Below are 23,530 nucleotides of genomic sequence, written 5' to 3'. Positions count from 1 at the left end.
CGGTAATGCTGGCGACGATCAGGTGCAGCTCGTATTCCTTGTGAAAGTGCCAGCGCACCAGCGGGCAGGGGACGCCGTGCTGGCGATAGATGATGGACAGGCCGTTGTGGTCGTCCATCAACTCATCGGAAAGGTCGGTACTACGCCGCCCTGCGCGCTGGATTATAACCTCGAAGCTTGCGAGCTGGCGGGGGCAGGGGGAGTAAAGATTTTCCACTCATGATCATGGGGTCGACGTGGGTTGGGGAATTTTTCCAAAATCCAGTACCTGTCCTTCATGACTTCGAATTGTGTGACAGTACCGACGGGGGCCTTCACAGGAACGTTCAAGCGTTTGGATAACTCTTCAGAGAAACCTGTACTGCCGGATTTACAACTGATCATTCTGATTTGGGTAGCGCTGGTTTTTTCCAGCATGGGCGCGATCAGTCTAGCGAACGCTTCGGGTGAATAAGACTGCGCATTTTTCAAGTCGCTTTTGAAGGTCACTCCACCTTTGTCGCCATGTCCAATGATGTTTAATCGGATTTCATTACTGCCCGCTGATCGATCCAGGAAGTACTCATACTGGCCGTCTTCAGAGGTGGTGAAGGCAATACTGTTTTTAATTTTTTCAGGCTCGGATAGTTCCTTGAAGGCCTTATATTCACCCATGTTGTTGAGTTCTTTCGAGGGGCTTTGAATTTCGGCAGTGGCCGTACTCTTTTGTTTTTTGGAGGGGCCGAAGCGCTTGGGCCGGTAATCGACTTCGACCTCTTCCCACAAGGGGTCGTTAACGGTACCCCAGTTAACGCTTACTTTTTTGCCATTCTGTTTCTCCACGTGAGTAAACACATCAGCGTCTTTCAGTTGTTTGTTTAACTCCATCTCTGCCAACTCCATAATGTCGGCTTTAGAAAATTTCGGGTACTTTGTCTTGAATTTTTCAAGGGCGGTTTTGTAGATATCCCCAGGGTCTATGCCCGTACCAGATATGTAATCCACGTCTACCGGGCCTTCATAACCTTTGACCGGCACGCCGGTCAGCGCGTGCAGTTGTGATGCCAGTGAGTTATCACCGCCCTTGGCGGAGTAACAGACCAGCAAACGCACTTCCGGGTAGTCCCTGATGTCAATGCCACGGGCGACAAGTTCATTATTGATGTCTTCAGCCGTAAAAACTTTGTCATTCTCCCCGACAATCACCGCTCCTTGCTCACCTTCAGGCTTGGCCGCGTGACCGACAATATTTAGGCGTTTGACTCCCTCACCTTTACGATTGTAAGTATCTACATTGGTCTGGATCTCACCGTCCACCGGCGTGATCTTTTCCAGCGGGCCTCCCATTCGAAAGCGTTGTGGCGGGGGGGTAAGGCGTGCATCGCCGTCGATCAACACGCTGGTGTTGGTTGCCGGCCTGTTTGAGGTGACGGTTGAAGGCTCCGACAATGGGCGCTCCTTGAACTGGACGAGCAACGTCGTCAGGTTGACCAACAGGTCTGTCAGGGCCGCCTCTTTATTTTGCGCGTCATCGTCGACCAGGACGCCCAGGTCATTGATTATGCCCTGGGACTGCATCATCAAGCCGAGCATGGCACTGGGCCCGCGCAATACTGGCAGGACTGAATTGAGCAACAGGAAACCACCTTCCTTGAGGCTCGCCCAGCGGCTTTGTGCGTCGGATGTCGATTGGTGTCCGGCCAGGGTAATCAAGTTGCGGGCGTTGGCTTCGTACAGGTGGTCCATCAATGTTCCCGCCTGCAGTGTCTGTTGCAGCCTGGTATCCATGGCCAAGGGAATAGTTTTGTTCATCGGGACGGAACCCAGGTTTAAACCGAATATCACCAGGTTTGGATGTTTGAAACCGTTGCCGCTGTAGGTGTTGCGGGTCTGTTCGTCAGGCAACCAGGCGAGGATGTCGTTTTGCAGCTTGCCTTTGTTCTGTATGGCTTCCAGCAGCGCCTGGCGGGTTGGAAACTGCATTAACGACGCATCGCCCATCAGGGGGCGGTACAGGATGTGCGGGCCGTTCGTGCCGTTCTTGGGTTCGATCAGATAGGCGCCTTCGACCACATCGGTTTTCCCATTGGCCCGGTTATCGAACGCCAGCGGCCGGATCACGATTTCCTGGCCATCAACGATCCTGGGGCCAGGGCCTGGCTTGAATAGCTCCTGGACGTAGCGAAAACCTGTGGTGTTGAAACCGGACTCTGCCTTGATGCTCAGTTCCAGCGCCTTGAACTGCAGCTCCAGCGGTACCTGCTGAACGAACAGTACCTGGCGCCGGGTTTTTTCGGCTGGGTCGTCAAGCAGTTTTTTCTTCAGCAAGTCAGGGTAGGTTTTGCCGATATCAAGGTCGTCGACCAATTGCTTGAGTACGCCTTCTTTCTCTAGCTCTGGCACCCTGACTTTGAAGTCAGCGCCTTTATACTTGAGCCCTGTATTGTAAAAAACTTCAATCTGGCCACTGGGTAACCCGGATAAGTTATTGAGGAGCATGTCTGTCAGGCTCATGGTCTGGCGCACGACCTCCCCGGCGGTACCCGGAGCCCCATAAGCGACCTTGAAGACCACCTCCAGTTTTTCCGCGGGGTGCGCCGTGAGTTTTTTGCTTCTGGGCAAAACGTCGAATTGCTGCTGGGCGAACGTGCGGATGTCCTTGATATCGCTGTTGTAGCTGCGGCCTTCGTTCAGTTGGTTGAAGCTGGCCAGTCCCAGGCTGAGTTCATGCATGATGAAACGCTCGGCCTCGCCTGCGTTGCTCATCCAGTCGGGCAGTGTGGGCGGCTTCTGCGCCGAACTGTCCGGGCCACGCAGGGAGGCAGGCGAGGTCAGACTGCTGCCTAGATGCCGATTGATGAGGACGTCGGCCTGGCCATCGAACAGGTTGCCGGTCACCTCTTCCTTTGGACCGCCCAGGCTTTCGAGCTCATCCCAACTGTTGAACGGAGTGATTTTGCCGCTGGGCTCCACCAGCAGCAGGATGTCGCGATTGGCTTGCGCCAGGTAGCGATGAACCACCTTGTTCGGTGTGGAGTCGGCCAGGCTGTAGACGGTGGCGTCCGATGAGTTGGGGTCAAGTGGGGCGGGGCGCGTGGCGCCTTCGGGATGCCTCACGACCATGTCGATGGTCTTGCGCTGCTCATCATCCAGCCCGGGTTGTTTCAGGCCGGCCAGCTGCAGGTTGCTTTTCAGAATGCGGCTGACCAACGTCCGGTGGCTGTCGCTGAAAGCGGCTCCGGTATCAATGCCCGTATTGAACGCAGGTTTGGCCCAGTACTCACGCAAATTTGCCTCATAGGCATGGTTCAGTCGGTCCGGCAGCGCACCGATGACGCCGCTCAGAGCTGAAAAGTTGAGGTCTAGCGGGGTGTCGGCAGCGATGCCCGTGCGTGCCAGTCGATCGGGACGCGTGTCAAACGCCCTGGCGGAATCGAGGAAGTCTGGGGCGTCACCGCCAGTCAGGTAGTCGAAGGCAAGTGCCATCAATTGTGTGCGCTTGGGTTTCGAGGGATTGTCCGGATCGGGCGTTTCAATGGCAATCTGGTTGATGTCGAAATCCAGCCCTGGAGAGGCGTCCTTCAGCCTGTCGCTGAGCACTCGTGCGACCACCGAGTAAACGTTGGGCTCACCGGCAAACTGGCGACGGGCAATATCTGCGACGGGGTCAGTGGTGGCGCTCGAGGTTCGGATCGGTGTGGTGGCCGGTTCTGCGCTGCCGGGCGCCGGCGGCTGCACGACGTCCGGGCGTTGTGCCTGGGGGAACTTGCCAGGCTCAAGCATGACCTGCAGCGCAAGGTTCTGTATGGCTTCATCCCGCATATGCCTGACGTGCTGAACGTCCTGTCGGTGTGGCCGCGCAGCATTGCGTTCAGGAGCAAGTATCGATGGGAATGTCTTGATATCCTGCAACACCCGGATTTGCTCCAGTGCTTCGGCCTTCGTCGTCGGAACCCTCATGCCGTAAAAAGCGCCGACGGCATGGGTGGGGGCGGTGTGTTCGCCGATATACACAATCGGGACGTTGTTCGTAGAAAGTTTGCGAACAGCCTCGAAGACGTTGATAGCGGCTTCCTCGAAGCCATCGTCGTATTTGGAAAAAACGGTGCGTTTGCCGTTAATGGTGCCGTCCAGAAATCCGGAAGGTGTTAGTTTCAGGTTTGAAATGTTGATGTTGTTATTCTTCGCAAACGTCGCGAACGGCTCGTTTTTGAGTGCGTGAGTCAGCTGTGACCAAAGCTGCCCGAATGTTGAGTGAGCTGGAATGTCATGGACTGCGCCGAAGGAAGACGGCATGTAACGGCTGGTAGCGTCTACATTGACCTCATCCATCAAGGCGGTGGCGAGTTTTTCTGCCATGTCAGCCTCAGCCTGACTCACCAACTGCTCGGCTGTTTTTCGGACTTCCAGGGTCACTACACCGGCCGATGGGCTGCGTGGGGTCCGAGTCAGGCTGGTTTGTGCGTCCACTGTTGCGGGGGATGGAGGCAAATTTCGGGGCGGGGTGGGTAAGGGCGAGTGCGATGCAATAATGCTCATGGGGACCTCGTGGGTACGATCAAGAAAGCGCGTGGTCGAGTTGTCTGGCAGTAACTGACTTGTAGCTTTTTGGTCATACACATGGAGGCGTTCCACCCCAGCTATTGCGGGATGTGATTGGGACAGGCGTGAGAGCGTTCGCCAGATAGCCAGCTTGCGGTTTTTTTAACTGAAGTGCGAGGCGTCTACCGGCATCAGGTTCTGCTCCGTCAACCGCTGCATCGCCAACCGTCGATAGTGAGAAGGGGTCATGCCCTTGAGTTGCTGAAAGCGCCGGTTGAAATTGGAGATATTGTTAAAGCCTGACTCAAAGCACACATCCGTGACGGCCCTGTCACCGTCCGCGAGTAATTCGCAGGACTTGCTGATGCGCAGCCGGTTGACGAACTCGATAAACGTGCGACCGGTCGCCTGCTTGAACACCCGCGAGAAGTAGGTCGGCTTCATCCCCAGGTATTGCGCCACTTCTTCCAGCGGCAGCTCGCGGGCGTAATGTGCAAAGATGTAATCCACTGCCCGGTTGGTGCGGTCTATGCTGTGCTCGTCGGCCAATTGCGGCGTGGTTACGCCGGACAGCAATTGGTAGTCCTCGCACACGCTCAACACGTCCAGCAAGATAAAAAACTGCCCCAGGCGCGACGTGCCCTTGGTGTCCTCGATGTGTTGCATCAAGGTCATGGCCTGGGTGATGGTTTTTTTGCAGCGAAATTCGATGCCGTACTGCGCGCGCTCCAGCAGCGGTGCGAGGTTCTTGAGTTCAGCAAAAATATGGCTGCCGCTCTCAAACAGGTCATCGGTAAAGTTCACCAGCATGTCGCGCTTGGGCACCACCTCGTCTTCTTCCACCTGGCTGATCCAGTTGTGGGGCAGGTTGGGGCCGGTGAGGAACAGGCTTTCCGGGTAGAAGTTGCCGATGTAGTCACCGATAAACACCTTGCCGGAGCTGGCGACGATCAGGTGCAGCTCGTATTCCTTGTGGAAATGCCAGCGCACCAGCGGGCAGGGGAAGCCGTGCTGGCGATAGATGATGGACAGGCCGTTGTGGTCGTCCATCAACTCGTAGGAAGGGTCGGTGATGCGCGTTGCTCGGGTCATGCTGCCGTCGCTTTATTGTGGTTGCTGCGTAGGATAATGCCCCGTCGCGCGCGACCTCGCCAGCGGCAGTGTCTACAGGTTGCGGTTTTTCGCCTCGATCCACTGGGACATGTACTGGGTACTCTTGTGCGCGTGATGGCGCAGCATACTGCCGGTGAAGTTGTCCCGGCGATGGGCGGCAAGGTTGCTGCGGCATTGCTCCAGGCACTCCACCAGGGCTGGCCCATGCAGCGTCTGGTCATAGCGCCTGGCCAGCAACTGGCGCCCGTGCTCCTGGGCCCGGGTCCAACGCTCGCGGTCCTGGTAGAGGGCCACGGCAGCGGCGGCCAGGGCCGGGGCGTCGGTTGTTATCACGCCCGGCCAGGGCTGGTCATCGCCCATGGCCTCGGCGCCGACGGGGGTGGTGACATTAGGCGTGCCGCACAGCATGGCGTCGACCAACTTGCCCTTGATGCCCGCGCCAAAGCGCAGCGGTGCCAGGCAGATACGCGCCGCCGTCATGACTTGCAGCGCGTCTTCGGCCCAGTTCATCACATGAAAACCCTGGGCTGGGTTGTGCAGGGCGGTGGCCTTGGGCGGCGTGTAGGCGCCGTAGATGTGCAACTGGGCGCCTGGCAGTTGTTGGCGGATCAGTGGCCACAGGCTGTGCTTCATCCACAGCACCGCATCCCAATTGGGCGCGTGGCGGAAGTTACCGATGCTGAGGAAATGCGCACGGTCTTCAAAGGGCGCAAATGCGTCGGTGGGCGGTTGCAGCATCAAGGGGCACCAGTGGAGCAGGGCGGCGGGCACCTTGAACTGTTCGGTGAGCAGGCGGATTTCCACGTCGGAGATCATCAAGCTGATGTCACAGCGGTAAATTGCAGCGATTTCGCGTTTGGCCAGGTCGGTATCGGCCATCCGCTGGAACTCGTCCTCCAGCGCTGGCGCGAACAGGGCGCTGAAGTCGTCGCTGTCGGGGTTGGCTTTCACCTGCTCCTTGAAACGCTGGTGGCGGGCGTCGCGCAGGCTTTGCAGGTCGGAGGTTTCCAGCACGCGCAGGGCGTCGGGGCAGCATTGTTCTACGCGCCAGCCGAATTGCTCTTCCATCATGAATCGGTCGAACAGCACGATATCCGGGGCCAGCTCGCGGACAAAATCGTCGAAACTGCTGTTATTCAGCTCAATGGGGCGTTCGGCGATCCCGAGTGCCGGCAAGTCGGCCTTGTGTTCGCCGATGGTGGCCGGGCTGCTGAAGGTAATGTCCCAACCTTGCGTAAGAAAACTCTCAAGGATCTGCATCATATGCCCGCCCGCGGCTGAGGAGCGCGGTTCCGGCCAGACATAACCAATGACCAGGACTTTGGTGGCGGGCTGATTCATCGACAAAGGTTTCCTTGAAGGGCAAGCGCAAAGCGCGCAATTAAACCACAACCTCAGGACATGACAATTTGTGTCTGGCGGTAGGTAGCGTCGGCACTTTGTGGTTAACTTCCGCCTCTCGAATTCGTTTAACCAAACCCAGCATAAGGATTCTGTTCATGGCTCAAGTCACCCTTAAAGGCAACCCGGTCCAGGTTGAAGGCGAACTGCCGAAAGTCGGCGCCAAAGCCGCAGATTTCACCCTGACCGCCGGCGATCTGTCCGACGCCACCCTGGCGACCTTTGCCGGTAAGCGCAAAGTACTGAACATCTTCCCAAGCGTTGACACCCCAACCTGTGCCACTTCGGTGCGCAAGTTCAACGCCCAGGCCAACGATGTAGCAAACACCGTGGTGCTGTGCATCTCCACTGACCTGCCGTTCGCCCAGGCGCGTTTCTGCGGTTCCGAAGGCCTGGAAAACGTGAAGAACCTGTCTGACTTCCGTGATTCGGATTTCGCCGTTGATTACGGTGTGGCCATTGCCGACGGCCCGCTCAAAGGCCTGACCGCACGCGCGGTGGTGGTACTGGACGAGAACGACAACGTGTTGCACAGCGAGTTGGTCAAGGAAATCGCTGAAGAGCCAAACTACGACGCCGCCCTGGCTGTGTTGAAGTAACTGTTTGTGCGTATGACTGTCGTTTGGCAGTAACACGTATGATGCATGATTGCGGCCTGGCCTAGTCCAGGCCGTTTTTATTTGAGCGTCAGCGGCTTAGCGAAATAGCCGACGGACTAAGATCAGCAGTTAAAAGTTGTAAGCCTAAGGTAAATAGCCGGTAAAGGTGCTTTTCTAAACGCACCCCAGTGCTTATCTTTCAGCCTCCCGAAGAAGAAGCTCTCACCCCCAATGGTTGATCACTCCATGCAATCCTCCTCCCGCAACTCCCGCCGCTGGCTGTTTGGCCTGCTCGTGCTGCTGGTTATCGCCGGCCTGTGCTGGAAATTCTGGCCCGGTGGCGCGGCCCATAAAGACGCTCCGGCGGGGCATACGGGCAAGACCGGCATGGCGCGCCCGGGCTTCGGCGGTTCCACCGGGCCGGTGCCGGTGCGTGTGGCGCCAGCGGTGCAGGGGGAGTTTGCGGTGTACTACAAGGCGCTGGGTACGGTCACTGCGCTGAACACCATTAATGTGCGCAGCCGGGTGGGCGGCGAGTTGGTCAAGATCGCCTTCGAGGAAGGGCAAATGGTCAAGGCCGGTGACCTGCTGGCAGAAATCGACCCGCGCAGTTACCAGAACGCCTTGCTCCAGGCCCAGGGCACCTTGCTGCAGAACCAGGCCCAGTTGAAGAACGCCCAGGTCGATGTGCAGCGTTATCGTGACCTGTACGCCCAGGACAGTATCGCCAAGCAAACCCTGGACACCGCCGAAGCGCTGGTCTTGCAATACCAGGGCACGGTCAAGACCAATCAGGGCGCGGTGGACGACGCCAAGCTCAACCTGGAATTCACCCGGATCCGCGCGCCCATCAGCGGTCGCGTCGGTTTGCGCCAGCTTGACGTCGGCAACCTGGTTGCAGCCAACGACACCACCGCCCTGGCGGTGATCACCCAGACCCAGCCAATCAGCGTGGCCTTCACCCTGCCGGAAAATACCCTGGAAACCGTGCTGGCCCGCTACCACGCCGGCAACAAGTTGCCAGTGGAAGCCTGGGACCGTGGCGACGTGAAAAAGCAGGCGGTCGGTGTACTGCAAAGCCTGGACAACCAGATTGACGTCACCACCGGCACCCTGAAATTCAAGGCGCGTTTCGATAACAAGGACCAGGCGCTGTTCCCCAACCAGTTCGTCAATGTGCACCTGCTGGCCGATACCTTGAAGAACGTGGTGCTGGCGCCATCCGCGGCGATCCAGTTCGGCAACAATGGCACCTTTGTCTACAAGCTCGACGGCGACAAGAAGGTCAAGGTCCAGCCGCTGGTGGTGGGTGACACCGATGGCGAAAATACCGTGATCAAGGAGGGCCTGGTGGCCGGCGATCGCGTGGTGCTGGAAGGCACCGACCGCCTCAAGGACGGCAGCGAGATCGAAGTGGTCAACGCCAGCAGCGAGGTGCCTACCACCCCGACCGAGCACCTGCAAGGCAAGCCGGCAGCAAAAGGGGAGACCGGCGCTGACGCCGGCAAGGCGCAAAAGGTCGGCTCATGAACCTGTCGCGCCTGTTCATCCTTCGCCCGGTCGCCACTACGCTGAGCATGCTGGCCATTGTCCTGGCCGGCATCATTTCGTACCGCCTGCTGCCGGTGTCGGCGTTGCCCCAAGTGGATTACCCGACTATCCGGGTGATGACCCTGTACCCCGGCGCCAGCCCCGATGTGATGACCAGCGCGGTCACCGCACCGCTGGAGCGCCAGTTCGGGCAGATGCCCGGGCTGACCCAGATGGCGTCCACCAGCTCCGGCGGCGCCTCGGTGCTGACCCTGCGTTTCAACCTCGACATCAATATGGATGTCGCCGAGCAACAGGTGCAAGCCGCGATCAATGCCGCCACCAACCTGTTGCCCAAGGATCTGCCGGCGCCGCCGGTGTACAACAAGGTCAACCCGGCGGATACCCCGGTGCTGACCCTGGCAATCACTTCCAAGACCATGTTGCTGCCCAAACTCAATGATCTGGTCGACACGCGCATGGCGCAGAAAATCGCGCAGATCAGCGGCGTCGGCATGGTCAGCATCGCCGGTGGCCAGCGCCAGGCCGTGCGCATCAAGGTCAACCCCGAGGCCCTGGCGGCCAATGGCTTGAACCTCTCGGACGTACGCGCCCTGATCGCCGCCTCCAACGTCAACCAGCCCAAGGGTAACTTTGACGGCCCCACCCGCGTGTCGATGCTCGACGCCAACGACCAGTTGGTCTCGCCCCAGCAATATGCCGAACTGATCCTGGCCTACAACAATGGCGCCCCGCTGCGGCTCAAGGATGTGGCGCAGATCGTCGACGGTGCCGAAAACGAGCGCCTCGCCGCCTGGGCCAACGAGAACCAGGCCGTGCTGCTCAATATCCAGCGCCAGCCGGGCGCCAACGTGATCGAGGTGGTGGACCGCATCAAGGCCCTGCTGCCGAGCATCACCGACAATCTGCCGGCCGGCCTGGACGTGACGGTGCTCACCGACCGCACCCAGACTATCCGCGCCTCGGTGAAGGATGTGCAGCACGAATTGCTGATCGCTATTGCTCTGGTAGTGATGGTGACCTTCCTGTTCCTGCGCCGGGTCAGCGCCACGATCATTCCGTCCATCGCCGTGCCGCTGTCCTTGGTGGGCACCTTTGGCGTGATGTACCTGGCCGGATTCTCCATCAATAACCTGACACTGATGGCCCTGACCATCGCCACCGGGTTTGTGGTGGACGACGCCATCGTGATGCTGGAGAACATCTCGCGCTATATCGAAGAAGGCGAGACGCCGATGGCCGCCGCGCTCAAGGGCGCCAGGCAGATCGGTTTCACCCTGGTATCCCTGACTTTGTCGCTGATTGCCGTGTTGATCCCGCTGCTGTTCATGGCCGATGTGGTCGGGCGGCTGTTCCGCGAGTTCGCCATCACCCTGGCGGTGGCGATCCTGATTTCCCTGGTGGTGTCCCTGACCCTGACGCCCATGATGTGCGCACGCCTGCTCAAGCGCGAACCCAAGGAAGAAGAGCAGGGCCGCTTCTACAAGGCCAGCGGCGCCTGGATTGACTGGCTGATCGAAGCCTACGGCCGCAAGCTGCAATGGGTGCTCAAGCACCAGCCGCTGACGTTGCTGGTGGCGATCGCCACCCTGGGGCTTACGGTGGTGCTGTACCTGGTGGTGCCCAAGGGCTTTTTCCCGGTGCAGGACACCGGCGTGATCCAGGGTATTTCCGAGGCGCCGCAATCGATTTCCTTTGCGGCCATGAGCCAGCGCCAGCAGGAACTGGCGAAGATCATCCTCGCCGACCCAGCGGTGGAGAGCCTGTCGTCCTACATTGGTGTGGACGGCGATAACGCCACGCTCAACAGCGGCCGCTTGCTGATCAACCTCAAGGCCCACGGCCAGCGCGACTTGAGCGCCGCGCAAGTGATCACTCGGTTGCAACCGCAAATCGACAAGCTGGTGGGCATCCGCCTGTTCATGCAGCCGGTGCAGGACCTCACCATCGAGGACCGCGTCAGCCGTACCCAGTACCAGTTCAGCATGTCTTCCCCGGACGCCGAGTTGCTTGCGTTATGGAGCGGCAAGTTGGTACACGCCCTCAGCCAATTGCCGGAACTTACCGACGTCGCCAGTGACCTGCAGGACAAGGGCTTGCAGGTGTACCTGGTGATTGACCGCGATGCGGCCTCGCGTCTGGGCGTCAGCGTTTCGACCATCACCGATGCGTTGTATGACGCCTTCGGCCAGCGGCAGATTTCCACCATCTACACCCAGGCCAGCCAGTACCGGGTAGTGTTGCAGGCCCAGTCCGGCGAAACCCTCGGCCCGGCCGCGCTCAACCAGATCCATGTGAAAACCACCGACGGTGGCCAGGTACGGCTGTCGAGCCTGGCCCATGTGGAACAGCGCCAGGCGCAATTGGCAATTGCCCATATCGGCCAGTTCCCGGCGGTGATGATGTCGTTCAACCTGGCGTCTGGCGTGGCGCTGGGCAAAGGCGTGGAACTGATCAACCAGACCCAGAAGGACATCGGCATGCCAGTGGGCGTGCAAACCCAGTTCCAGGGCGCGGCCCAGGCGTTCGAAGCTTCGTTGTCGAGCACGTTGCTGTTGATCCTGGCGGCGGTGGTCACCATGTATATCGTGCTCGGTGTGCTCTATGAGAGCTACATCCACCCGATCACTATCCTATCGACCTTGCCGTCGGCGGCGGTGGGGGCCTTGCTGGCGTTGCTGCTCAGTGGCAATGACCTGGGCATGATCGCGATCATCGGCATCATCCTGCTGATCGGTATCGTGAAAAAGAACGCGATCATGATGATCGACTTCGCCCTCGATGCCGAACGCAACCAGGGCCTGGACCCGCAGACCGCGATCTACCAGGCCGCGCTGTTGCGCTTTCGGCCGATCCTGATGACCACCCTGGCCGCCTTGTTCGGTGCGGTGCCGTTGATGCTCGCCAGCGGGTCCGGTGCTGAGCTGCGCCAGCCCCTGGGCCTGGTGATGGTCGGTGGCTTGTTGTTGAGCCAGGTGTTGACGCTGTTCACCACGCCGGTGATTTACCTGTACTTCGATCGTCTTGGCCGGCGCTGGCGCAAAGAGCCGCAACGTCTGGAGCCGGTTGAGCCATGAATCTGTCCGGACCTTTCATCCGCCGGCCGGTCGCGACCATGCTGCTGAGCCTGGCGATCATGTTGCTCGGTGGCGTCAGCTTCAATTTGTTGCCGGTGTCGCCATTGCCGCAGATCGACTTCCCGGTGATCGTGGTCTCGGCCAGCTTGCCCGGCGCCAGCCCCGAGGTGATGGCGTCTACGGTGGCCACGCCGTTGGAGCGTTCATTCGGCGCGATTGCCGGTATCACCACCATGAGCAGTTCGTCGAGCCAGGGCTCTACCCGGGTGATCCTGGCGTTCGATTCCGACCGCGACATCAACGGCGCGGCGCGGGAAGTGCAGGCGGCCATCAACGCGTCGCGCAACCTGCTGCCCAGTGGCATGCGCAGCATGCCCACCTACAAGAAGATCAACCCGTCCCAGGCGCCGATCATGGTGCTGTCGCTGACCTCCGACGTGTTGCAGAAGGGCCAGTTGTACGACCTGGCCTCTACCATCCTGTCCCAGAGCCTGTCCCAGGTGCCGGGTGTGGGCGAAGTGCAGATCGGCGGCAGTTCGCTGCCGGCGGTGCGCATCGAGCTGGAACCCAAGGCCCTCGATCAGTACGGCGTTGCCTTGGACGATGTGCGCAACACCATCGCCAATGCCAACCAGCGCCGGCCCAAAGGCTCCCTGGAAGACGGCGAGCGCAACTGGCAGATCCAGGCCAACGATCAGTTGGAGAAAGCCAAGGACTATGAGCCCCTGCTGATTCGTTATCAGGATGGCGCGGCCCTGCGTCTCAAAGACGTGGCGAAGATCACCGATGGGGTGGAAGACCGCTACAACAGCGGCTTCTTCAACAATGATTCGGCGGTGTTGTTGGTGATCAACCGCCAGTCCGGCGCCAACATCATCGAAACCGTGCGGCAGATCAAGGCGCAGTTGCCGGCGTTGCAGGCGGTGTTGCCGTCCAGCGTCAAGCTCAGCCTGGCCATGGACCGCTCGCCAGTGATCACCGCCACCCTGCATGAGGCAGAGATGACGCTGCTGATTGCCGTGGTGCTGGTGATCCTGGTGGTGTACCTGTTCTTGGGTAACTTCCGTGCCTCGCTGATCCCGACCCTGGCGGTGCCGGTGTCGCTGGTGGGCACCTTCGCGGTGATGTACCTGTACGGCTTTTCGCTGAACAACTTTTCGCTGATGGCGCTGATCCTCGCCACCGGGCTGGTGGTGGACGATGCCATCGTGGTGCTGGAGAACATTTCCCGGCACATCGACGAGGGCGTGCCACCGATGAAAGCCGCCTACCTGGGCGCCCAGGAAGTCGGCTTTACCTTGCTGTCGATGAACGTGTCGCTGGTGGCTGTGTTCCTGTCGATCCTGTTCATGGGCGGCATTGTTACCAACCTGTTCCGTGAATTTTCCATCACCTTGTCGGCGGCGATCATCGTCTCGCTGATCGTGTCGCTGACCCTGACGCCCATGCTGTGTGCCCGCTGGCTCAAGCCCCACGTCAAGGACCAGCAAACCGGTTTGCAGCGCTGGAGCCAGAAGGTCAACGACCGCATGGTCGCCGGCTACGCCACCAGCCTGGATTGGGTGCTGCGTCATCGGCGCCTGACCTTGCTCAGCCTGTTGGTCACCGTGGGCGTGAATATCGCGCTGTACGTGGTGGTGCCCAAAACCTTCATGCCCCAGCAGGACACCGGCCAGTTGATCGGGTTTGTGCGCGGTGACGATGGCCTGTCGTTCAGCGTCATGCAGCCGAAGATGGAGATCTTTCGCCAGGCGGTGCTCAAGGACCCGGCGGTGCTCAGCGTGGCCGGTTTTATCGGTGGCAACCAAGGCACTAACAACGCAGTGATGCTGGTGCGCCTCAAACCGATCAGCGAACGCAAGATCTCTGCCCAGGCGGTGATCGAGCGCCTGCGCAAGGATGTACCGCTGGTGCCGGGCGGGCGCTTGTTCCTGATGGCCGACCAGGACCTGCAGTTTGGTGGCAGCCGCGACCAGACCAGCGCGCAATATTCCTACATCCTGCAAAGCGGCGACCTGGCCGCGTTGCGCCTGTGGTACCCGAAAGTGGTGGCGGCGATGCGTGAGTTGCCGGAGCTGACCGCCATCGACGCCCGCGAAGGCCGCGGCGCGGCCCAGGTGACGTTGATTGTCGACCGCGACCAGGCCAAGCGCCTGGGCATCGACATGGACATGGTCACGGCGGTGCTCAACAACGCCTACAGCCAGCGGCAGATTTCCACCATTTACGACAGCCTCAACCAGTACCAGGTGGTGATGGAGGTCAACCCCAAATACGCCCAGGACCCGATCACCCTCAACCAGATGCAGGTGATCACCGCCGACGGCGCGCGGGTGCCGTTGTCGACCATTGCCCATTATGAAAACAGCCTGGCCGACGACCGTGTCAGCCATGAAGGCCAGTTTGCTTCGGAGAATATTGCCTTCGACATGGCGCCCGGGGTCACGGTGGAGCAGGGCACGGCAGCCATCGAGCGTGCAATTGCCAAGGTCGGGCTCCCCGAGGACGTGATCGCCAAGATGGCCGGCACTGCCGACGCGTTCGCCGCGACCCAGAAAGGCCAGCCGTTCATGATTCTCGGCGCGCTGGTGGCGGTGTACCTGGTGCTGGGTATTCTGTATGAAAGCTACATTCACCCGCTGACCATCCTGTCTACGCTGCCGTCGGCCGGTGTCGGTGCGTTGTTGGCGATCTACCTGCTGGGGGGCGAGTTCAGCCTGATCTCCCTGCTGGGCTTGTTCCTGTTGATCGGCGTGGTGAAGAAAAACGCGATCCTGATGATCGACCTGGCGCTGCAATTGGAGCGCAACGATGGCATGAGCCCGCTGGAGTCGATCCGCAGCGCCTGCCTGTTGCGCCTGCGGCCGATCCTGATGACCACGCTGGCCGCGATCCTCGGTGCCTTGCCGTTGTTGCTCGGCAGTGGCGACGGCGCAGAAATGCGCCACCCGCTGGGCCTGACCATCATTGGCGGCCTGGTGTTCAGCCAGATCCTGACCCTATACACCACCCCGGTGGTTTACCTTTACCTCGACCGCGCGCGTCATCGCTTCAATGCCTGGCGCGGCGTGCGTACCGATGCTGCCCTGGACACTGCGCTATGACCGACTCAACCAACGCTCCTGCAACCCCTGTAGGAGCGAGCTTGCTCGCGAAAAAGGCCCAGACGCCGCGCTCAACCAGAATGAACGCGTTATCGTTGACGGCCTTCGCGAGCAAGCTCGCGCCTACAGTGGGCTTGGCCATGTTGCTCAGCGCCTGCGCCATCGGCCCTGACTACAAACGCCCGGACGTCATCGAGCCGGTGCAGTTCAAGGAGGCCCAGGGCTGGCGCCAGGCCAACCCGAGCGACTCCCTGGCCCGCGGCGCCTGGTGGGAGCTGTACGGTGACCGTCAACTCAATGATCTGGTGGTGCGCCTCAACGCGTCCAACCAGACCGTCGCCCAGGCCGAAGCGCGTTTTCGCCAGGCACAGGCCCTGGTACGCAGTTCACGCGGGGCGTTTTACCCCAGCGTTGACCTGAGCGTCGGCAAGACCCGCGCCAGCCAGGGTACCGGCAGCAGCAGTGCCAGCCTCAGCAGTTCCAGCAGCGGTATCCGCGACACCCTCAACGCCCAGTTGGGCGTGAGTTGGGAAGCCGATATCTGGGGCAAGTTGCGCCGTGGCCTTGAGGCCAACGAAGCCAGCGCCGAGGCGAGCTCCGCGGACTTGGCCGCGATGCGCCTGAGCCAACAATCGGAACTGGTGCAGAGCTACCTGCAACTGCGCGTCATGGACGAACAGACGCGCCTGCTGCAAGCGACGCTGGAGACCTATCAGCGCTCGTTGAAAATGACCGAAAACCAATACCGCGCCGGTGTGGCCGGCAAGGACGCCATTGCCCAGGCGCAAACCCAGCTCAAGACCACACAGGCCAGCCTGATCGATCTGATCTGGCAGCGTGCCCAGTTGGAAAACGCCATTGCGGTGTTGATCGGCGAGGCCCCGGCCAACTTCAACTTGGCGGTGAGCAAAGACATCCCGGCGCTGCCGCAGATACCGGTGAGCCTGCCGTCCCAGTTGCTGGAGCGTCGCCCCGATATCGCCTCGGCCGAACGCTCGGTCATCGCCGCCAACGCCAATATTGGCGTGGCCAAGGCTGCCTATTACCCCGACCTGACCTTGAGCTTGGCGGGGGGCTACTCCAGCAGCACCTATGAAGATTGGATCAGCCTGCCGAACCGTTTCTGGTCGGTAGGGCCGAAGCTGGCGATGACCCTGTTCGATGGCGGCCAGCGCTCGGCGGAAGTCGACCGCACCGTGGCCAGCTATGACGAGACCGTGGCCAAGTACCGCCAGACCGTACTGGACGGTTTCCGTGAGGTGGAAAACTACATGGTCCAGCTCAAGGTGCTCGCCGATGAGGCGGTGGTCAGCAATGAAGCGCTGGAATCGGCGCGTGAATCCTTGCGCTTGACCGAAAACCAGTACAAAGCCGGGTTGATTGCCTATCTGGATGTGGTCACGGTGCAGGCGACGGCGCTGAGCAACGAGCGTACCGTGTTGACCTTGCTGCAGTCGCGGCTGGTGGCCAGTGTGCAGTTGATCGCAGCGTTGGGCGGAGGCTGGGACGGCCAGACATCCTTGGCTGAAAAGGAGTAACCGGCTACACACGCATCCTGATCGCCTTCTGTAGGAGCGAGCTTGCTCGCGAAAAACGTCAACGATAACGCGTGCTTGCTGAATGAACGCGGCGCCTGTGAGTTTTTCGCGAGCAAGCTCGCTCCTACAGACCGCCCCGCATTTTGATGTCCGTGACGTCGTTGGAAAACACCCTGATGAAGCCAGCCGATTGACGCCAAAAACTGCGCAATGGTCAATGGGTTAATTAATCACCTACCCGAGATTCATACTCGCTACAATCGCCCGATTTGCCACCCGGCACGGGCTTTTGCGCCGGTCGCCTGCGAGACGTCCCATGCTGATCGGTAGCTATTCAACCTCCCTTGTCGTGATTTCCCTGTGCGTTGCCATCCTGGCGTCCTACACCGCCTTGGACCTGGCCGGGCGTATCGCGACCGCCAAGGGGCGGGCGGTTTACCTATGGATCACTGGCGGCGCAGTGGCGATGGGCGTGGGCATCTGGTCCATGCACTTTATCGGGATGTTGGCCCTGCGCCTGCCGTTTGCCCTCGGGTTTGACGTGGGCATAACCCTGTTCTCGCTGTTGATCGCCGTGCTATCCAGCGGCTTCGCGTTATGGCTGGTCAGCCAGCCTCGCTTGCCGGCCTGGCAACTGGCATTTGGCGCGCTGGTGATGGGGGCCGGTATCGCCAGCATGCATTACACCGGCATGGCCGCGATGCGCATGACCCCGGGCATCGACTACGACCCGGCCTTGTTCGGCGCTTCGCTGGTGATTGCGGTGGTGGCTTCCGGCGCCGCGCTGTGGATCGCCTTCAACCTGCGGCGCAACACACCTTATGTGCGTCTGGCTCGGGGCGGCGCAGGCTTGGTGATGGGCGTGGCCATCGTTGGGATGCACTACACCGGGATGGCTGCGGCGCGCTTTGCCGATGACAGCTTCTGCGGCGCCGCACTGACGGGCCTGAGCGGCAAGGGCCTGGATAACCTGGTCTTGGTCACTTCGCTGGCGGTATTGGTCATTGCGCTGTTGACCTCGGTGCTGGATGCGCGCCTGGAAGCGCGCACCGCCGTACTCGCCGATTCCCTGACCCTGGCCAATCAGGAACTCACCCACCTGGCCCTGCATGACATGCTCACAGGCCTGCCCAATCGCACCTTGCTGGCAGATCGCATACAACAAGGCATCCAGGCGGTGCACGAGCGGGGCGGTTGCTTTGCCTTGATGTTTATCGACCTGGATGGTTTCAAACCGGTCAACGATGCCTTTGGTCATCACCTGGGCGACCAGTTGCTGCGCGAGGTCGGCTTGCGCCTGCGCGAGGACTTGCGCAGCCAGGATACCCTGGCCCGCATCGGCGGCGATGAGTTCGTGTTGCTGGTGCAACTCACCCAGCCCGATGACGCCATGGGCCTGGCCGAACGCCAGGTCAGCTTGATCAACCGCACGTTCACGGTGGCCGAGCATGAGTTGCAGATCTCGGCCAGCATCGGTATCGCCATGTTCCCGGGCAACGGTAGCAACCCCCAGGAACTGCTGATGAACGCCGACGCGGCGATGTATCACGCCAAGGGCATGGGCAAGAATGGCTACAGCTTTTTCGATGTGTCGATGAACACCAATGCGCGCAAACAACTGCAATTGCTACAGGACCTGCGCTTTGCCCTTGAGCAGGGGCAATTTCGTTTGCATTACCAACCCAAGTTCGACGCCGTCAGTGGTCTTGCCGTGGGGGCCGAAGCGCTGTTGCGCTGGGAGCATCCGCACCAGGGCTTGCTGATGCCCGCTACGTTTATTGCACTGGCGGAGAAAACCGGGCTGATCATTCCCATCGGCGAATGGGTACTCGATGAAGCTTGTCGCCAAATGAGTCTGTGGTACGCCCTGGGCTATGAGCACTGGCGCATCGCCGTCAACCTGTCAGCGTTGCAGTTCTGCCATGCGGGCTTGGTGAGCAGCGTAGCGGCTGCACTGGAACGGCACCAGTTACCGGCCAACAGCCTTACGCTGGAAATCACCGAGACCACCGCCATGAGCGATGCTGATGCAAGCATGACGGTATTGCAGCAGCTCTCGGACATGGGGGTAGACCTGTCCATCGATGACTTTGGCACCGGTTACTCCAGCCTGATGTACCTCAAGCGCCTGCCGGCCAACGAGCTGAAGATCGACCGCGGTTTTGTGCGGGACCTGGAACACGACAGCGACGACGCGGCCATCGTCTCGGCCATCGTGGCCCTGGGCCAGGCCCTGGGCCTGCGGATCGTCGCCGAGGGGGTGGAAACCGATGTGCAGCAGCACTTCCTCACCCGCCTGGGGTGTGACTCCTTGCAAGGTTACTTGTTGGGGCACCCACTGCCGGCCGATAGCTTCATGGCGAATATCCGGGGCGCCGAACAGGCGGCGCCTGACAAAAGCAGTCAGTGACAGGTATTCTTGGATCCAACCCTAAACATTCGGTTGAATCGGGAGGCCGCAGCCATGGACAAAGTCGTCATCATCACGGGGGGCAGTCGTGGAATCGGCGCCCAGACGGCATTGCTCGCCGCTCGCCAAGGCTATCGCATCTGCATCAACTACCAGTCTGACGAAGACGCTGCTCACCGTGTACTTGATCAGGTTCGCGCGCTGGGCGCCCAGGCAATTGCCGTGCGGGCCGATGTCAGCAGCGAGGATGAAGTGATCGGCCTGTTCAATCGCGTTGATGCGGAGCTGGGCCGGGTCACCGCGCTGGTGAATAACGCCGGCACCGTGGGGCATAAGTCGCGGCTCGATGAGATGTCCGAGTTTCGTATCCTCAAAATCCTCAAGACCAATGTGCTGGGTCCGATCCTGTGTGCCAAGCACGCGGTATTGCGCATGTCGCCCCGGCATGGCGGGCAGGGCGGCAGTATCGTCAACGTATCGTCGGTGGCGGCGCGGCTGGGCTCGCCGGGTGAGTATGTCGACTACGCCGCCTCCAAGGGCGCACTGGACACCTTTACCCTGGGACTGTCCAAGGAGGTGGCGGGCGAGGGCATTCGCGTCAACGCCGTGCGCCCTGGCTATATCTTTACCGATTTCCATGCCCTGAGCGGCGACCCGGACCGGGTCAGCAAGCTGGAGTCCGGTATCCCGATGGCGCGTGGCGGGCGCCCGGATGAAGTGGCCGAGGCGATCATCTGGTTACTGTCGGACAAGGCGTCGTATTCCACCGGCACGTTTATCGACCTGGGCGGCGGCCGTTAAAACGACCGCACAATCCGCCCAAGCGTTTCCATGGCCTTTTCCGAGGCCTCGTTCCAAGGGCTGCCATAGTTCAAGCGTATGCAGTTTTTGAACCGCTGGGTCGCGGAAAAGATCGGTCCCGGTGCAATGCTGATGCCCTGGGCGAGGGCCATCTGGAACAATTTCAGCGAGTCGGTCTGCTCCGGCAGTTCCAACCACAAAAAATAGCCTCCCGCTGGCTGGCTGACCCGTGTTTGCGCCGGAAAATAACGAGCGATGGCCGCCAGCATGGCGCTTTGCTGTTCTTCCAGGGCGTAGCGCAGTTTGCGCAGGTGCCGGTCATAGCCGCCATGTTGCAGGTAGTCGGCAATCGCCGCCTGCGCCGGCATCGACGGGCACAATGAGGTCATCAATTTCAGCCGCTCGACCTTCTGTGCGAAGCGCCCGGCGGCGACCCAGCCCACGCGGTAACCCGGCGCCAGGCTCTTGGCAAAGGAGCCGCAGTGCATCACCAGCCCTTCGGTGTCGAAGGCCTTGGCCGGTTTTGGGGCTTGTTGCCCGTAATACAATTCGGCGTAGACATCATCTTCGATCAGCGGCACTTGGTGGCTGCGCAACAGTTCCACCAGCGCCTGTTTTTTCTCTTCAGGCAGCGTGGCGCCCATGGGGTTCTGGAAGCTGGTCATGGTCCAGCAGGCCTTGATCGGATAGCGCTCAAGGCTTTGGGCCAGGGCGTTCAGGTCAATACCGTCGCGTGGGTGCACCGGGATCTCCACGGCCTTGAGCTTCAGGCGTTCAAGCACTTGCAAACAGGCGTAGAACGCCGGCGCTTCGATGGCGACCAGGTCGCCCGGTTCGGTCACGGCCTGCAGGCACAGGTTGAGTGCTTCAAGGGCGCCGTTGGTGATCAGCAACTCTTCCATCGGCAGCATCAGGCCGCCGACCATATAGCGCAGGGCGATCTGCCTGCGTAGTTGCGGGTTGCCTGGCGACATGTCGGTGACCACCAGGCGTGGGTCCATGTCGCGGCTGGCACTGGCCAGGGAGCGGGCCAGGCGCGGCAGCGGGAACAGCATGGGGCTGGGGAAGGCCGAGCCGAAGGGCACGGTGTTGGGGTCTTTGATGGAGTCCAGTACCGAGAACACCAGCTCACTGACGCCTACATCGGTGGACTCATGCACCTGCTCACTCACCACCGGCTCGGAAAACGGGCTCGGCGCGTGGGTGTTGACGAAGTAGCCAGAACGCGGGCGTGCCCTGATCAGGCCACGACGCTCCAGCAAGTAATAGGCCTGGAACACGGTGGACGGGCTGACGCCGTAGGCCTGGCTGGCATAGCGTACCGATGGCACGCGCTGGCCGGGGCCGAGGACGCCGGAGCGGATCAGTTCGGCGATGTCGTCGGCAAATTTTTCGTAGCGTTTCATGGCGACCTAATTAGCTTTTTGAATGTGTACGCAGGGCAAACTGTAGGAGCGAGCTTGCTCGCGAAAAACGTCAACGATAACGCGTGTTTCCTGAATGAACGCGGCGACGGTGAGTTTTTCGCGAGCAAGCTCGCTCCTACAGTTGATCTCTATCGTTGTTCAGCGATTCAAGGGCGCAACGAAGCGACTGTCGGCAGCGGTATAAATCCAAGGCTCATCCACATCAGTGACTTTAAAGCGCAGGGTTTGAGAGCTGCTGGCCGGTGTGTCCGCCAGCAACGCTACCGACACCGGTATATCGACAATTTCCCCGGCAGCCAGGCTGACCTGGGTCTTGCCTTGCAGCTGGAACCCCTCGGCATCCACCAGTTCCAGGCGGTAGTCCTGGCGTTGCTGGGTCTTGTTGATCACCTTGAGGCTGTAGATGTTTTCGATCAAGCCCTGGCTGTTTTCACGGAACATACCTCGGTCTTTGGTCACATCCAGCGACACCATCGGCCGCTCAACCAGCGCCACCACCAACGCCGCGATCATCACCACCAGCACGGCACTGTAGCCGATCAGGCGTGGCCTGAGCAGGTGAGTCTTGCCGCCCTGCAATTGATGCTCACTGGTGTAACTGACCAAGCCACGGGCGTAGCCCATTTTGTCCATGATCGAGTCGCAGGCGTCGATGCAGGCTGCGCAGCCGATGCATTCCATTTGCAGGCCGTCGCGGATGTCGATGCCCGTGGGGCAAACCTGCACGCACAGCTGACAATCGATGCAATCGCCAAGGCCAACCTCGGCTGGCTGCACGTCACGTTTACGCGGGCCACGATGCTCGCCGCGGGCGGTGTCGTAGGAAATAGTCAGCGTGTCTTTATCAAACATCACGCTCTGGAACCGGGCATAGGGGCACATGTGCATGCACACCGCTTCGCGCAGCCAACCGGCATTGATGTAGGTGGCGCTCGTGAAAAACAGCACCCAGAACAGGCTCACGCCGCCGATCTGCCACGTCAACAGTTCGGCGGCCAAGGGGCGGATCGGGGTGAAATAGCCCACAAACGTCAGCCCGGTCAACACACTGATACCCAGCCACAATGCGTGTTTGGCCGAGCGCCGTGCCAGCTTGTTCAGGCTCCATGGGGCGGCCTGCAGTTTGATGCGCTGGTTGCGCTCACCTTCGGTCACCTTCTCGCACCACATGAACAGCCAGGTGAACGAGCTTTGCGGGCAGGTGTAGCCGCACCAGACGCGGCCGGCAAACACCGTGATCGCGAAGAGACCGAAGGCACAGATGATCAACAGCGCCGAGAGCAGGATGAAGTCCTGGGGCCAGAACGTCGCACCAAAAATGTGGAACTTGCTCTCGGCCAGGTCCCACAGTACGGCTTGGCGTCCACCCCAGTTCAGCCACACGGTGCCGAAAAAAGCCAGGAACAGCAGGCCTGCACCGCCCACGCGCAAGGTGCGAAACAGGCCGGTAAAGCTGCGGGTATGGATCAGGTTGTCGCTGGATTTGGCCTTCACCTTCTTTGGGTGAATGGGCTCAAAGGTTTCCACGGTTGGGATTCGTTCGCTCATGGTCGTTCGCTCATCAGCCTCCATCAGGCCGGCGAACTATGGGCGACAGGCTGTTTGCATAACAGACTCAGGTGGCGTGATAAAAAGCGGATCAGATCGGCTTGGCGCATTCTTGTGCGTCAATCTGCTGCACCCCATGGGCATAGGGGTGCAGGGATTAAGCGGGTCCGATGATACAGATCAATTAAATCACCGAACCAGGTTGGTCCGCCTTTACATGCTCACGGCCATCGGTTGCGCCTTCAACCGTCAGCGCGTCCGCCTCGGCTTCGGTGATGTAGATGCGTGAACCTGCCAGTTCCAGATAAGACATGGCTTTATCGTGATCGGTAAGGATGGTCACCCGGGTGGCTGGCAGGCTTTGTTCCTGGCCGTTGTCGTCGAGCGTGAAGTAGCACAGATGATTTTCGATGCGTACGGTCATGACAATCTCCGTTTTG

The 23,530-nt window shown here is 60.3% G+C and carries 13 protein-coding genes and 1 pseudogene; 7 read left to right on the top strand and 7 right to left on the bottom strand.

Going from position 1 to position 23,530, the window contains the following annotated elements; genetic code table 11:
• Positions 1–7: 7 nt before the first annotated feature.
• From BUE92_RS28075 to BUE92_RS16790, 4 genes and pseudogenes are all read right to left on the bottom strand, one after another.
• Positions 8–118: pseudogene (locus BUE92_RS28075) on the bottom strand (AraC family transcriptional regulator); the annotation flags it as partial.
• Between the two features lie 44 nt (positions 119–162).
• Complete coding sequence (locus BUE92_RS16800) at positions 163–4,395, bottom strand: dermonecrotic toxin domain-containing protein (protein ID WP_143169996.1); 4,233 nt, start codon at positions 4,393–4,395, stop codon at positions 163–165.
• Between the two features lie 288 nt (positions 4,396–4,683).
• The gene (locus BUE92_RS16795) at positions 4,684–5,613 is read right to left on the bottom strand and encodes an AraC family transcriptional regulator (RefSeq protein WP_073525080.1); all 930 of its coding nucleotides are present in this window, start codon (positions 5,611–5,613) and stop codon (positions 4,684–4,686) included.
• A 72-nt stretch (positions 5,614–5,685) separates the two neighbouring features.
• Positions 5,686–6,975, bottom strand: coding sequence for a glycosyltransferase (locus BUE92_RS16790; protein WP_073525079.1), 1,290 nt, complete (start codon positions 6,973–6,975; stop codon positions 5,686–5,688).
• 158 nt (positions 6,976–7,133) lie between these two features.
• Between BUE92_RS16790 and tpx the strand changes: the two genes are divergently transcribed.
• From tpx to BUE92_RS16755, 7 genes are all read left to right on the top strand, one after another.
• Positions 7,134–7,634 (top strand): thiol peroxidase, encoded by a 501-nt coding sequence (gene tpx, locus BUE92_RS16785; RefSeq protein ID WP_073525078.1) that lies wholly within the window; start codon positions 7,134–7,136, stop codon positions 7,632–7,634.
• A 231-nt stretch (positions 7,635–7,865) separates the two neighbouring features.
• Positions 7,866–9,164, top strand: coding sequence for an MdtA/MuxA family multidrug efflux RND transporter periplasmic adaptor subunit (locus BUE92_RS16780; protein WP_073525077.1), 1,299 nt, complete (start codon positions 7,866–7,868; stop codon positions 9,162–9,164).
• A complete protein-coding gene (locus BUE92_RS16775; RefSeq protein WP_073525076.1) occupies positions 9,161–12,262 on the top strand; it encodes an MdtB/MuxB family multidrug efflux RND transporter permease subunit in 3,102 nt (1,033 codons plus the stop codon). The genes BUE92_RS16780 and BUE92_RS16775 overlap by 4 nt, the downstream gene beginning before the upstream one ends.
• Positions 12,259–15,366, top strand: a complete 3,108-nt coding sequence (locus tag BUE92_RS16770) for an efflux RND transporter permease subunit (protein WP_073525075.1) — start codon at positions 12,259–12,261, stop codon at positions 15,364–15,366. Before BUE92_RS16775 ends, BUE92_RS16770 begins: the two co-directional genes overlap by 4 nt.
• Positions 15,363–16,904, top strand: coding sequence for an efflux transporter outer membrane subunit (locus BUE92_RS16765; protein ID WP_081372192.1), 1,542 nt, complete (start codon positions 15,363–15,365; stop codon positions 16,902–16,904). The genes BUE92_RS16770 and BUE92_RS16765 overlap by 4 nt, the downstream gene beginning before the upstream one ends.
• Positions 16,905–17,220: 316 nt before the next feature.
• Complete coding sequence (locus BUE92_RS16760; RefSeq protein ID WP_073525074.1) at positions 17,221–19,314, top strand: putative bifunctional diguanylate cyclase/phosphodiesterase; 2,094 nt, start codon at positions 17,221–17,223, stop codon at positions 19,312–19,314.
• A 54-nt stretch (positions 19,315–19,368) separates the two neighbouring features.
• Positions 19,369–20,115, top strand: coding sequence for an SDR family oxidoreductase (locus BUE92_RS16755; RefSeq protein ID WP_073525073.1), 747 nt, complete (start codon positions 19,369–19,371; stop codon positions 20,113–20,115).
• Here BUE92_RS16755 and mapR read toward each other — a convergent pair.
• The 3 genes from mapR to BUE92_RS16740 all read right to left on the bottom strand — a co-directional run bounded on the left by mapR (position 20,112) and on the right by BUE92_RS16740 (position 23,514).
• Positions 20,112–21,521: a GntR family transcriptional regulator MpaR gene (gene mapR / locus BUE92_RS16750; protein WP_073525072.1), complete on the bottom strand. Its 1,410-nt coding sequence runs from the start codon at positions 21,519–21,521 to the stop codon at positions 20,112–20,114. The two genes, BUE92_RS16755 and mapR, sit on opposite strands and share 4 nt — an antisense overlap.
• A gap of 159 nt (positions 21,522–21,680) precedes the next feature.
• Positions 21,681–23,090, bottom strand: coding sequence for a cytochrome c oxidase accessory protein CcoG (ccoG, locus tag BUE92_RS16745; RefSeq protein ID WP_073525071.1), 1,410 nt, complete (start codon positions 23,088–23,090; stop codon positions 21,681–21,683).
• A gap of 184 nt (positions 23,091–23,274) precedes the next feature.
• The gene (locus BUE92_RS16740; protein ID WP_034127638.1) at positions 23,275–23,514 is read right to left on the bottom strand and encodes a DUF3203 family protein; all 240 of its coding nucleotides are present in this window, start codon (positions 23,512–23,514) and stop codon (positions 23,275–23,277) included.
• Positions 23,515–23,530: the final 16 nt, after the last annotated feature.

The sequence above is a fragment of the Pseudomonas fluorescens genome (assembly GCF_001902145.1).
Taxonomy (GTDB): domain Bacteria; phylum Pseudomonadota; class Gammaproteobacteria; order Pseudomonadales; family Pseudomonadaceae; genus Aquipseudomonas; species Aquipseudomonas fluorescens_BV.
This window is presented reverse-complemented; position numbering and strand designations above follow the sequence as displayed.

Coding starts and splice junctions, on each gene's coding strand:
- BUE92_RS16790 (WP_073525079.1), bottom strand. CDS start 6,975: ATGAATCAGCCCGCCACCAAAGTCCTGGTCATTGGTTATGTCTGGCCG.
- BUE92_RS16740 (WP_034127638.1), bottom strand. CDS start 23,514: ATGACCGTACGCATCGAAAATCATCTGTGCTACTTCACGCTCGACGAC.
- BUE92_RS16755 (WP_073525073.1), top strand. CDS start 19,369: ATGGACAAAGTCGTCATCATCACGGGGGGCAGTCGTGGAATCGGCGCC.
- BUE92_RS16765 (WP_081372192.1), top strand. CDS start 15,363: ATGACCGACTCAACCAACGCTCCTGCAACCCCTGTAGGAGCGAGCTTG.
- BUE92_RS16760 (WP_073525074.1), top strand. CDS start 17,221: ATGCTGATCGGTAGCTATTCAACCTCCCTTGTCGTGATTTCCCTGTGC.
- BUE92_RS16795 (WP_073525080.1), bottom strand. CDS start 5,613: ATGACCCGAGCAACGCGCATCACCGACCCTTCCTACGAGTTGATGGAC.
- mapR (WP_073525072.1), bottom strand. CDS start 21,521: ATGAAACGCTACGAAAAATTTGCCGACGACATCGCCGAACTGATCCGC.
- ccoG (WP_073525071.1), bottom strand. CDS start 23,090: ATGAGCGAACGAATCCCAACCGTGGAAACCTTTGAGCCCATTCACCCA.
- BUE92_RS16775 (WP_073525076.1), top strand. CDS start 9,161: ATGAACCTGTCGCGCCTGTTCATCCTTCGCCCGGTCGCCACTACGCTG.
- BUE92_RS16780 (WP_073525077.1), top strand. CDS start 7,866: ATGGTTGATCACTCCATGCAATCCTCCTCCCGCAACTCCCGCCGCTGG.
- tpx (WP_073525078.1), top strand. CDS start 7,134: ATGGCTCAAGTCACCCTTAAAGGCAACCCGGTCCAGGTTGAAGGCGAA.
- BUE92_RS16770 (WP_073525075.1), top strand. CDS start 12,259: ATGAATCTGTCCGGACCTTTCATCCGCCGGCCGGTCGCGACCATGCTG.